Raw genomic sequence first — 12675 nt, forward strand, 5'->3', positions numbered from 1 at the left:
TTATGTTTGTCTTTACAGTAACTTCTGATACTTTCCTCAAAGCTCATCCAAGTGAGTTAGAGGAACTAGCTGAATATGAAAAACTTCTCATTCAAGTCAAAAGTGTCTTGGAGGTTATTTCTTATGCTGAGGAGGAAGAATATTACAGAATTACCTTGAAAAACTCTATTAAGGGCAAAGATATATGGTTTGTCCGTAAGAAGTATATTAAGATATCTGTCTTACAAGATTTATCTGAATATACAGCTCAACCACCACCGTCGACTCAAGGCTCTCGAAGCTTTCCAGAGAAGGAGCTAGACTCTATAATAAACTCAGAAAATATTCGTGAAGGTCTTGAATCCAGTCTAAACGTAGGAGTAGGTAGTGTATTTAGGCCAAGTCTTCCAGAGTTTAAGTCGCTTTGGGATAGGATCGAGGTTGAAGAAGAAGAAGTTATTAAGCGGTTTAAAACGCAGCTACAAGAAACCCCAACTATTCAAGAACGATCTTCACAACCTGCTGATATAACGAAAGATTTGGTAGATTGCAGTGTGTTCAGTCCTTCTTCTGTAACTCCAGACGATATGTTCCTCGTCCAAGTCTTTGTTCATCTTCCTGAACAAGTTGAATTGGCCAAACACTATGCTCAACAATTTGATCCTGATGCTAAACAGTTAGGAGCGAAAAGTTTAGGAGTACCTATTCAACGGGGAAGTGAACTCACTTTTAACCTGTCCATTCCAAAACTAGAAGTGGACGATCCGATTCAACAGTTGAGTTGGAATGGTAGAGCAGATTCTATTCAATTTGGAGTAACGGTTCCTGCTGATATCACTCAGAAAACAGTCATTGGAACTGTTACTGTTAGCCAAAACACGATTCCCCTCGGTCATCTAAAATTCAAGCTATCGATTATTCCTTCTGCGTCTTCTACATCCAAAAACCCTCAGCTAGTAGGAGAAGTTGCTCGACATTATACAAAAGCATTCGTCTCTTACTCTTCTAAAGATCGCACAGAAGTTCTTAAAAGGGTGCAGGGACTTGTCGTAAGTGGCATTACAATTTTTCAAGATATCCTTAATTTAGAACCTGGCGATCGCTGGGAGCAAGAACTTTATCGCCACATTGATCAGTGCGATCTGTTTCTACTATTTTGGTCTACTGCTGCGAAAGAATCGCCGTGGGTGCTTAAAGAAGTATTGTATGCCCTTGAGCGACAAGGATCTGACGGATTGCGTTCCCCCGAAATTATTCCTGTAATCATTGAAGGCCCACCGCTTGTTCCTCCACCTTCTGAATTGCAGAATCTGCATTTTAATGACAAACTTCTTTACTTAATGGCGATATCTAAATAGCAGACAGCGATCGCCACAATATCGGAAATTAAGTAGCTGAAGTAGCGATCGCCACGGTTTTCTAAGCTAGAATACCAAAGCTAAAATAGTGCATTAGACGTAGGTTGGGTGAAGCGGAGCGCAACCCAACTGATTATCAGGATGTTGGGTTACGCAAAGCCTCCAACGCCACTTGCTACAACGCGGGAAACCCACGCAACGCAGTGGCTCCCCAACCGACAATTTTTTTGCAACATTCTACCCAAGAGCGGCTACTACAAGACTACCGAGATTTTTTCAGAAATCAAATATGATTTCTATATTGGATCACTAATATTATTTTAAGATCATATTTTTTCGTGATTAAGGTATATTTAATTACTACTTTTGATGAAGTATTAAAATGGTTGAATCAATCTTTGGAGAGAGGATTTATACCAACTAAATTTTCTATATTCTAGAGAGCAGATAGTAAAACTTAAGGAAATAGAATAATGCCACTACAAAAAATAAGTGAATTTGATACAGACTACCATAATACTATTGGTAAAGACATCAAAGAATTGGGTATCTATATTCAGGGAACCGATGAGAAGATTGGCACAATAATTGATGCTGTCTTAGACGAACAAGGAGCATTCCGCTATTTAATTGTTGACATAGGCGTTTGGGTTTTTGGCAAGAAAGTATTACTACCAATAGGTAAATCGCGTATTGACTCTACAGCAGATCGTGTATACGTTGTTGGTCTGACAAGAGAGCAAGCGGAAAAATTGCCTGAATATCATGAGCATACAGCACTTGACTACGACTATGAAGAACAGGTGCGCGGCGGATATCGCACACCATCTGTACCTCTCGATGCAACATCTACGGCTGCGGTAGCATCGACAGTTGGGCGTACTAGTCCTAGTCTTGATCGCAACAACTACACCTACGCACAAGAGCCAGATTTATATGATGTCAGCGCTCACGGAGACCAAACCTTCAAACTTTATGAAGAAAGATTAGTTGCTAATAAACAACGTCGCAAAACTGGAGAAGTAGCGATTGGTAAGCATGTCGAAACCGATACTGTAAATGTTGCTGTATCGCTGGAAAAAGAGCGAGTCGTGATTGAGCGAGTTACCCCTAAAGATGCAGGCAAAGTTGTATCTGCTGAAACAGCTAACTTCCGCGAGGGTGAAGTAGCACACCTGGAAATCTATGAAGAAGTTGCAGATGTTCAGAAAGAAGCTTTCTTGCGAGAAGAAGTCAGAGTGCAAAAAGTTGTAGACAAAGAAACTGTTGAGGTTCAAGAAACCATTCGACGCGAAGAGTTAGAGGTTGAGACTGATGGAACTTTAAAAGTAAATAAAACTGACCGAGTTTAACTTGACCGAAGAGGCTAAAGAGCAGGGGAGAATTTATTTTCAAAATGTTTGACGATCCGCAAGCTTGATTTCAAGCTTTGCGCGATCGTCTTTCTTCTTTAGACCGTGATATAGTTGCTGTTTTGAAAGCAAGTGACTGAAGTAGCGATCGCCACGGTTTTCTAAGCTAGAATACCAAAGTTGTATTTAGATACATCTGACAAGTCAATTGCCAAAGAGCCGTTATTTCTATGACTTACTACGTAATCTACGACGGGAATTGTAATCTCTGCGTTAGCCTAGTGCAATTGCTAGAAACCTTAGACCAGGGAAAGTTATTTCGCTATGCACCCATGCAAGATGAGCAGACACTTTTACAGTGGGGAATTACAGCCCAAGATTGCGAACAGGGGGTGATTTTAATTGATGGTAATCAACCTCAAAGACGTTGGCAAGGTAGCAATGCAGTAGAAGAGATTGGGCGGTTATTGCCAGCCGGAAGTATATTTGTAGACGCTTATCGAGCCTTACCGGGGATGAAGTGGGCAGGCGATCGCTTTTACGAACAAATCCGCGATCATCGTTACACCATATTTGGTAAACGTTCTAGTACCTATCAATCCTCGTATTGCGCGGATGGTAGCTGCAAGCCGTAGGCTAGCTTTAAAATCTCGTTTCCAGCCAGAGACGCTGGAAATGCTCCTCATCTGGTTCTGGCGTAAATTTGGAAGGCGGAGCCTTAGAGAGGGCATTCCCAGTCGGAGACTGGGAACGAGGGACACCACTTACAACTAAATTGGTCATTAGACAGAGTTTGTTTGACGCGAAAATCCGCCTCCAGGTGCTAGTAAAAAGTCTGGTAGACCGACCATTATGCTATCTGGCGTGTTTGTAAACATTCTGCAATCAATGACATTTGCGATCGCGCCACAATTCGGCACAACATAAAATCTGATGGGAGGATACTGCGTGAGAATTGGTGCTAACTACTTGGGTAACGGAGAGTGTGAATTTACAGTTTGGTCTCCGCTATTAGATAGCGTTACGGTACAAATTTTGACCCCAGAGCAGCAGCTAATTCCGCTCAAGCCTACGTCTGAGGGATACTGGCAGACGAAAGTCAACGATGTGTATCCAGATACGCTTTATCGCTATGTCTTGAATGGTCAAGATACCTTTGCTGATCCGGCGTCGCAGTATCAACCGGAAGGCGTGCATGGGCCATCTCAAATTATCGATCACCAGTTTGAATGGACTGATCAAGCATGGGCTGGCATTCCTGTGGAGTCGATGATTTTTTACGAACTCCACGTTGGCACATTCACACCGGAAGGAACTTTCACGGCGATCATTTCCCGCTTACCGGAACTAAGGGAACTGGGAATTAACGCCATTGAAATCATGCCCATCTCGCAGTTTCCCGGAGACACGCATATTGAGGCAACTCTTGCATATCGCAACTGGGGTTATGACGGCGTTTATCCCTTTGCTGTCCAAAATTCCTACGGTAGCCCAGCCGAACTTAAGCAACTGGTAAATGCTTGCCATCAACATAATATCGCCGTAGTCCTGGATGTGGTGTATAACCACTTTGGGCCAGAAGGCAACTATATGAGTCAGTTCGCGCCCTACTTTACTAAAACCTATAAAACGCCGTGGGGCGAAGCGCTGAATTTTGACGACGCCCATAGTCAGGGTGTGCGAAATTATTTTATCCAAAATGCGCTCTATTGGTTGGGCGAGTTCCACATTGATGCATTGCGGCTGGATGCGATTCAGGCAATTTACGACTTGGGAGCCAAGCATTTTTTGTGGGAACTCTCGGAAGCCGTTCATCATTTTTCACAACAAGGGCAAAAATGGAAACGCCATTTAATTGCTGAAAGTGACTTGAATAATCCCCAAATAATTCGCCCGGCGCAATTGGGTGGATATGGAATTGATGCTCAATGGAGTGATGATTTTCATCATGCATTGCACACATTGTTGACAGGCGATCGCCAAGGATATTATCACGATTTTGGGCAGTTGGCTGATTTGGCGAAAGCTTATAATGATACTTTTATCTACGATTGGAAGTACTCACCCGATCGCAAGCGTTTTCATGGGGTATCTTGCCGCGATCGCCCTTTATCACAGTTTACAGTCTGCATTCAGAATCACGATCAAATCGGCAATCAAATGAAAGGGGAACGCCTCAGCCAGAGGATTTCTTTTGAGGGATTAAAGTTAGCCGCCGGCGCTGTGTTGCTCTCGCCCTACTTACCCCTGTTATTCATGGGAGAAGAATACGGCGAAACTGCACCCTTCATTTACTTTGTCAGTCACTCCGATCCCGATTTAATTCAAGCAGTTCGAGCCGGACGCAAACAAGAGTTTGAAGCGTTTCACTATGCAGATGATCCCCCAGATCCCGAATCGGCAGAAACTTTTCTGCGTTCTAAACTTAATTGGGAATTACGCAATAATGGTAAGCACAAAGTTCTCTGGGATTGGTATCGCCAGTTAATTAATTTACGTAAAACGCATCCAGCACTTCTCAACCAAGACCGCAATTTTATCCAAGCGACTAGCGATGAAGACAAGGAGTTAGTAATCGTGCGTCGTTGGTGCGAATCAAGTGAACTAATATTTGTGATGAATTTCAATTCCTCTCCAGTCACAGTCAGTCTACCAATTGGGCATAATTCTCACAAACTATTAGACTCAGCAGATACCTCATGGTCTGGGACTGGTTCCCAAGCCCCTGAACATCTGTCTGTGGGGCAACAATTGACAGTAAAAGCTACTAGTATCGTCCTGTATGAACGGGAATGAGCGACTGGTGAGTGGGGAGTAGGCTTGCCGTGATGCGTAGCCGAAAACGGGAGTGGGGGAGTTAAAGTTTTAAGCTCAAAGCTTCAACGTTCATGCTCAGAGGTTCAACTTTCAAGCTCAAAACCTCAAACTCCCTCATCCCCCTCATCCCCCTCATCCTCCTCATCCCCCTCATCCCCCTCATCCTCCTCACTCCCGACTAAAAACTATGCGAATTCCCACCGCAACTTATCGAATTCAGTTTACACCTGAGTTTGGCTTTGACAACGCTAGAGCGATCGCAACTTATCTGGCAGATTTGGGTATTTCCGATTTGTATGCTTCCCCGATTTTCAAAGCGCGAACCGGGAGTACGCACGGCTACGATATAGTAGATGCCACTCAACTAAACCCAGAACTGGGAACTAATGAATCCTTTGATGCATTAGTTGATAAAGTTCAATCCCTTGGTATGGGCTGGTTACAAGATATTGTCCCCAACCATATGTCCTATACCAGCGAAAACCCTTACTTAATGGACGTATTGGAACACGGGCCAGATTCCAGTTATACCGACTACTTCGACCTTTCTTGGAATGCTCCCTTTGGCGATCGCCAAGAGCGAATTCTAGCACCGCTACTAGGAGACTTCTACGGCGTATCCTTGGAAAACGGACACATTCAACTACAATATGAAGAAAACGGTTTAACTGTAAACTATTACAGCTTGAAACTGCCACTGCGGTTAGAGTCTTACACAAAAGTTATCATTCATAATTTGGGTAAACTCACGCGCACACTGGGACGCAATCACCCCGATTTTATTAAACTATTGGGGATTCTCTACATTCTCAAAAATGTGCCTTCAGAAGTGGCGGGAAAACAGCGACAAGACCAAATCGCATTTATTAAAGGATTGGTTTGGGAAATCTACACCACAAATGATGCCATCCGCGAGTTCATTGACGAAAATATCAAAACTTTCAATGGAGAAGCGGGTGATTCCGAAAGCTTTAACCTCCTAGATGATTTACTGAATGACCAGTTTTATCGTCTCGCCTTCTGGAAAGTTGGGGCGGAGGAAATGAACTACCGCCGTTTCTTTACAGTCAATGAACTGATTTCAGTGAAAGTTGAAGAACTGCGGGTTTTTAATAACACCCACAGCTTTATTCAGAAGTTAGTAGAGGAGGGCAAATTTACAGGTTTACGGATTGATCATATTGATGGACTTTATAACCCAATCCAGTATCTCGAAAGGCTGCGAGAAAAAACGGGTGATGTTTATATCACTGTGGAAAAGATTTTAGAACTCACAGAAGACCTGCCGGAGAATTGGGACATTGAAGGAACATCAGGATATGACTTTTTAAACTATGTAAATGGGGTATTTTGTCAAACAGAAAATCAATCACAGTTCGATAAAATCTACCATAAGTTTATCGGTTCCAGAGTAGATTATTCCACCATTGTCAAGGAGAAAAAGCACCTGATTTTGGAAAAGAATTTAGCAGGTGATATTGACAATCTGGCACTTTTGTTAAAGAACGTTTCCAGCAAATATCGCTATGGGAATGATTTTACACTGAATGGATTAAAAAGAGCGATCGCCGAAGTTTTGACACTGTTCCCGATTTACCGTACATATATTACGCCCGATGGAATTGGAGAAAGCGATCGCGCTACCATTCAAGAAGTAATTCGCCAAGCCAAAGAACAAACGCCCCTGTTGCACCATGAACTGACCTTTATTGAAAAGTTAATGCTGCTAGAGTTTGATAATTCTCTGACTCAAACAGAACGCGAGCAGTGGATATATTTTGTCTTGCGAATGCAACAATACACTGGTCCGCTAATGGCCAAAGGCGTAGAAGACACGACATTATATGTTTATAATCGGTTGCTGTCGTTGAATGAAGTTGGAGGAAATCCCGGTCATTTTGGGATATCAGTAACCAAATTTCATGCCTTTAACCAACAGCACCAGATAACTTGGCCTCACACAATGAACACCACAGCCACCCACGACACCAAACGCGGCGAAGATGTCCGTGCGAGGTTGAATGTCCTCTCAGAAATCCCAGAGGAGTGGGAACAGCAGGTAAATACTTGGAGCGCCATGAATCGGGGAAATCGTAGCCATCGCCAGGGGTTTGCTATGCCCGATCGCAACGATGAGTATTTTATCTATCAAACACTGGTAGGGGCGTTTCCTTTTGCCGAAGCAGAACATACATCCTTCGTGGAACGGGTAAAAGACTATATAATTAAAGCAATTCGAGAAGCGAAAGTTCATACAGCATGGTTGCGACCTGATAGCGAGTACGAACAAGCTTGTACTTCCTTTATTGAGAAAGTACTTGATCCTGCCATCTCCGGGGAATTTCTAGAAGTTTTTCGTCCCTTTCAACAGCGAATTGCAGACTATGGGATATTCAATTCCCTTTCCCAAACTCTACTAAAGATTACCGCACCTGGCGTACCCGACTTTTATCAAGGAACAGAACTTTGGGAACTAAGTTTAGTTGATCCAGATAATCGCCGTCCGGTAGATTTTGAACAGAGACGTACTTACCTAAGCGCCATCCGCGAACAGGTAAAAACAGATATTCTCGGACTAATTGAGGAGTTACTCAACCACAAAACAGACGGCAGAATCAAACTATTTTTAACAGCTCAACTACTCCAAGCCAGAGCAAACTACGTCTCATTATTCCAAGACGGCGACTATTTACCGTTAAAAGTTGAGGGAACCTACGCCAATCAGATTATCGCCTTTGCGCGGCGTGAAGGAAATCAAACAGCGATCGCGATCGCACCTCGCTTTTTAACCAGCCTCATCCAGCCTGGACAGAATCCCATAGGCGAGTTAATTTGGCAAGATACACATTTGCAATTACCCCCAGGAACATCCCTCACCTGGAAAAACGTCCTAACTCAGCAACCCTTACAGACTACAGAAACATTATCTATCGCAACCGCCCTCGCCGATTTTCCAGTCGCCCTATTAATTAGTAGTGCCGATTGACATCCTCCCCACCCAGAGGCGCACAGAAAACCGCATAAAACCTCTGCGTTCCTCTGCGGTTTCCTCTGCGTTCCTTTGCGTTCAAAAAAAATTGAAAATATGACCACTCCACCAACATTCACCACAGCACAAATTGACACCGTGCGATCGCACATTAAAAAAACGTGGAAAACCCTAACGCGATCGCACGAACACCTATTACAATCAGCCAAAGATACCAAACTAGACCACGAAACCGAGACTCCTTGGCTCGTCTACATTTCACCCCAAGAAGATTGTCCCAACGTTCAGGCTATTTTAGAGCGATCGCTATCTCCCAAGGATATGCAAAGAATTGAAATTCGCACTTTACCCTCAGAAGTCGAAGCAATTAAAGAGCATGGATTATTATACCTACCAGGGCCTTATGTCGTACCCGGTGGGCGCTTCAACGAAATGTATGGCTGGGACAGCTACTTTATCTTACTGGGACTTTTGCGCGATCAAGAATGGGAGCTAGCGCAAAGCCAAGTAGACCAACTACTATACCAAGTGCAGCATTATGGCACCATCCTGAATTCCAACCGGACTTATATGCTGTCGCGATCGCAGCCGCCAGTCCTCAGCATGATGGTTTTGGCGTTATTCCAGCACACCCAAGATGAAGAGTGGTTGAAGTCAGCCTTACCGCTCCTAGAGCAATTTTACTATTATTGGGTAGTACCGCCCCATCTAAATACGGCAACAGGCTTATCTAGATTCTATGCCTTAGGGGAAGGAGCCGCGCCAGAAGTTTTGTTCTCCGAGCGGGATGAAGAGGGAAAAACCCACTATGATCGCGTCAAGGAATATTACCAAACCTTTGAAGTTGAAGATTATGATGTGAATCTTTACTACGACCGCGAAAATGACGAACTGACCAATCTATTCTACAAGGGCGATCGCACCATGCGCGAGTCCGGTTTTGATATCACCAACCGATTTGGCCCTTTTAGCGCTGATATCCTCCACTACGCTCCTGTGTGCCTCAACAGTTTGCTGTATCAGATGGAACAAGATTTGGGGCAAATTAACCAGATTTTGGGGAAAGAAGAATTGGAGCAACAATGGCGCGATCGTGCAGATATCCGCCGCGATCGCATCGATCAGTATCTCTGGGATGAAGAACAGGGAATATATCTCGACTATAATTTCCAGAGTGGAGAACGCCGTCATTACGAATTTGCTACCACATTTTATCCTCTGTGGCTGGGAATTGCTTCTCCAGCCCAAGCCCAGCGTGTTGCGGAAAATCTCTCTTTATTTGAAGCCCCAGGCGGAATTTTTACCAGTACTCGTGTCACCGGAAACCAGTGGGATGCGCCCTTCGGTTGGGCACCACTGACGTTAATTGCCGTCTTGGGACTTCACCGCTATGGGTATCATCCAGAAGGCGATCGGATTGCGAATAAATTCCTAGCTATGGTAATTAAAGAATTCGGGCGTCACAACACCCTAGTTGAGAAATATGATGTTGAACGCTGTTCTGCCAACGTTTCCGACGAAATCTGCTTTGGATATAGTTCTAACGAAATTGGCTTCGGCTGGACAAATGGAGTTGTTCTGGAACTTTTAGCAGCCCGTGGGACAAAAGTTTAAATAAAAAGGCGTGAGGAAAAAACTCACGCCTTTTTATTTATTACACTTGACTCATAATTCATCCCGATAACGCCTTACCTGACTGGCTCGTACCAAATCATCAGGAATAATCACAATGGTTCAATCAGCCCCAAAAGTTCTCACCGTTGATGAATTTATTAGCTGCTACGGTGAGTGCGATCGCTACGAACTAATTGATGGTGAATTAATTGAAATGGAACCAACCGGACAACACGAGCAAGTCTCGGCATTTATTGGGCGAAAACTGAATGTAGAAATCGATCGTCAGGATCTAAGCTACTTTATACCTCATCGCTGTCTAATCAAACTATTAGGAACACAAACAGCTTTTCGTCCCGATGCGATCGTGTTAGACCAAACTCAATTGATTAATGAACCATTGTGGCAACAGCAACCTGTAATTACATCAGGAAACTCAATCAAACTGATTGCTGAAGTTGTCAGCACGAACTGGCAAAATGATTACGCCCGTAAGGTTGAAGATTATGCCCTCTTAGGAGTGACTGAATATTGGATTGTTGATTATCTCGGCATTGATGGTAGAGAATATATTGGCAAACCCAAACAGCCAACGGTGACAATTTGTACCTTAATAGAGGATGAGTATCAAAAACACTTATTTCAAAACAACGATCAACTTATTTCTTCAATCTTTCCCAACTTGCAACTAACGGCACAACAAATCTTTACGGCTGGGCGATCAGTCATTGAGTGAAATAGTATAAGATGCGGTCAGATTTTATAATCTAGCGATACGGATGACACTAGAAGACGCACGACAATACGCACCAGCAACCCAGCGCAATAGCGAACCAATTATAGAAGTACTTTTACAAGTGTTGCCAAAGAGTGGCACGATATTGGAAATAGCAAGTGGTACTGGCGAACATGCAGTATTTTTTGCCCCCAAGCTCAGTCCTCGTTTGTGGCTGCCAACAGATGCAAATCTCCAATTACGAGCCAGCATTACTGCATGGGCTGAACACATTGGCTGTGATAATCTTTATCCACCGCTTGAGCTTGATGTCAGAGAACCAGTTTGGGCAGTGGAGAATCCTGCATTTGATTGGCTTAATAATCAGCCAATTGTGGCGATCGTCAACATCAATATGATTCACATTTCACCGTGGTCAGCCTGTCTAGGATTAATGGCAGGGGCAGGTCGGATCTTACCACCAGGAGGTATCCTCTATTTATATGGGCCTTTTAAACAAGGTGGAGAACATACAGCAGCGAGTGATGCAGCTTTTGACGAATCTTTACGCGCCCAAAACCCAGAGTGGGGTGTACGTAACTTTGATGATGTTGTCGCAGTCGCTAGCGCCCAAAATCTTACCTTGAAACAGACTTACCAAATGCCAGCAAATAATCTTTCAGTAGTGTTTGAACGTTCTGGTAAGAAATAATTCCTAGAGAACCAGTCCACTAACCCGGACATGATATTAGAAGTTAAGAGTTAGGAATAAAATCCATAACTCCTAACTCCTGTACAGACGCGATTAATCGCGTCTCTCCTAACTCCTAACTCTAAATTAAAGCTTTTGCAACAACTCCTGAGTTAACTGAAAGAACGCTTTTGAACCAGCTGATTGGGGAGCAATTAAAACAGCTGGCATAAAACTATCAACAGCCTTAGCAACATTGACATCAACTGGAATTTGTACCTTACAAATTTTTTCTACACCAAAATCTTCAACAACCCGGTGCATCACTTGTTTATAGTATCTGCCAGTCAGAAGGTTAGCGCTAGACATACTAAATACAATTCCCAGCATTTTTATATCTATCTTGCTTTCATGTCCGTGACTATCCTTTAATCGGGCAATCCGTCTTTCCAGCAGTTGAATACCTACTACAGATAAAGGTTCTGGTTTAGCAGGAAGTATGTAGAAATCGCTGGCGGCTAAAGCGCTACGAGTCAATAGATTATAGCCAGGGGCACAATCAAGAAGGATAAAATCATATTCTTGACGTACTGGTTTTAAGATGTTATTAATCAGGACTCTTTCAAAGCGATTCCAAATCATTTCAAAGTCCTGTTCACCCAAAGCAGTTGCTTGTTTATGCAGCATTTCTGAGACAAAAAATTCATCATATAAGTCAATATCTCCTGGTAATAAATCCAGTCCGGGAAGATTACAAACCGGGGATTGAATGATATCTTGAATTGTCAGTTTTGCTTGTGCCTCTGGATTGATAACTTCGTCTATCAGATACCTAAATGTTTTACTTTGTTTACGACGCTTGGCAAAATCTAAAGGCGACATTAAACTAAGTGTGGCACTAATTTGGGTGTCTAAATCAAGGACAAGCACCCGCTTGCCATGATTTTTAGCTAAACAGGTAGCTAAATTGACGGTGAGGGTGGTTTTACCAACGCCACCTTTCATATTTGCAGTAGCAATTACATATCCCATTGGTTGAGTCCTCTGTTGACGCATTCCCATCTAGGTAGCGTACAACGATCTCGAACTATTAAATCTTCCATTAAATTTAATATTTTCCGAAACTTATTTGTAGGCGTTGAGCTAGGTGACACGATTTA

Annotated in this window: 10 protein-coding genes; 8 read left to right on the top strand and 2 right to left on the bottom strand. The window is 43.3% G+C overall.

Annotation, left to right across the window (positions count from 1 at the left end):
* The first annotated feature begins 2 nt into the window (after window positions 1-2).
* The 3 genes from HWQ38_RS37475 to HWQ38_RS37485 all read left to right on the top strand — a co-directional run bounded on the left by HWQ38_RS37475 (window position 3) and on the right by HWQ38_RS37485 (window position 3324).
* Window positions 3-1337 (top strand): toll/interleukin-1 receptor domain-containing protein, encoded by a 1335-nt coding sequence (locus tag HWQ38_RS37475; RefSeq protein ID WP_292804670.1) that lies wholly within the window; start codon window positions 3-5, stop codon window positions 1335-1337.
* A 473-nt stretch (window positions 1338-1810) separates the two neighbouring features.
* Window positions 1811-2689 carry a DUF2382 domain-containing protein gene (locus tag HWQ38_RS37480; protein ID WP_292804672.1) on the top strand — a complete coding sequence of 293 codons (879 nt, stop codon included), beginning with the start codon at window positions 1811-1813 and terminating at the stop codon, window positions 2687-2689.
* Window positions 2690-2919: 230 nt separating this feature from the next.
* The gene (locus tag HWQ38_RS37485; RefSeq protein ID WP_292804675.1) at window positions 2920-3324 is read left to right on the top strand and encodes a thiol-disulfide oxidoreductase DCC family protein; all 405 of its coding nucleotides are present in this window, start codon (window positions 2920-2922) and stop codon (window positions 3322-3324) included.
* Window positions 3325-3331: 7 nt separating this feature from the next.
* Here the strand turns inward: HWQ38_RS37485 and HWQ38_RS37490 are convergent, their stop codons facing one another.
* Complete coding sequence (locus tag HWQ38_RS37490; protein WP_292804678.1) at window positions 3332-3472, bottom strand: hypothetical protein; 141 nt, start codon at window positions 3470-3472, stop codon at window positions 3332-3334.
* 165 nt (window positions 3473-3637) lie between these two features.
* Here HWQ38_RS37490 and treZ point away from each other — a divergent pair, with 165 nt between their 5' ends.
* The 5 genes from treZ to HWQ38_RS37515 all read left to right on the top strand — a co-directional run bounded on the left by treZ (window position 3638) and on the right by HWQ38_RS37515 (window position 11536).
* A complete protein-coding gene (treZ, locus tag HWQ38_RS37495; RefSeq protein WP_292804749.1) occupies window positions 3638-5485 on the top strand; it encodes a malto-oligosyltrehalose trehalohydrolase in 1848 nt (615 codons plus the stop codon).
* 208 nt (window positions 5486-5693) lie between these two features.
* Complete coding sequence (treY, locus tag HWQ38_RS37500) at window positions 5694-8492, top strand: malto-oligosyltrehalose synthase (RefSeq protein ID WP_292804681.1); 2799 nt, start codon at window positions 5694-5696, stop codon at window positions 8490-8492.
* 99 nt (window positions 8493-8591) lie between these two features.
* The gene (locus HWQ38_RS37505) at window positions 8592-10109 is read left to right on the top strand and encodes a trehalase family glycosidase (RefSeq protein ID WP_292804684.1); all 1518 of its coding nucleotides are present in this window, start codon (window positions 8592-8594) and stop codon (window positions 10107-10109) included.
* Between the two features lie 115 nt (window positions 10110-10224).
* Complete coding sequence (locus HWQ38_RS37510) at window positions 10225-10845, top strand: Uma2 family endonuclease (RefSeq protein WP_292804687.1); 621 nt, start codon at window positions 10225-10227, stop codon at window positions 10843-10845.
* A 43-nt stretch (window positions 10846-10888) separates the two neighbouring features.
* Window positions 10889-11536: a DUF938 domain-containing protein gene (locus HWQ38_RS37515; RefSeq protein ID WP_292804690.1), complete on the top strand. Its 648-nt coding sequence runs from the start codon at window positions 10889-10891 to the stop codon at window positions 11534-11536.
* 126 nt (window positions 11537-11662) lie between these two features.
* On the opposite strand, the gene HWQ38_RS37520 is transcribed toward HWQ38_RS37515, so the two are convergent.
* Window positions 11663-12547, bottom strand: coding sequence for a ParA family protein (locus tag HWQ38_RS37520; RefSeq protein WP_292804693.1), 885 nt, complete (start codon window positions 12545-12547; stop codon window positions 11663-11665).
* Window positions 12548-12675 lie beyond the last annotated feature (128 nt).

Source organism: Nostoc sp. NMS7 (assembly GCF_017115085.1).
GTDB lineage: Bacteria > Cyanobacteriota > Cyanobacteriia > Cyanobacteriales > Nostocaceae > Nostoc.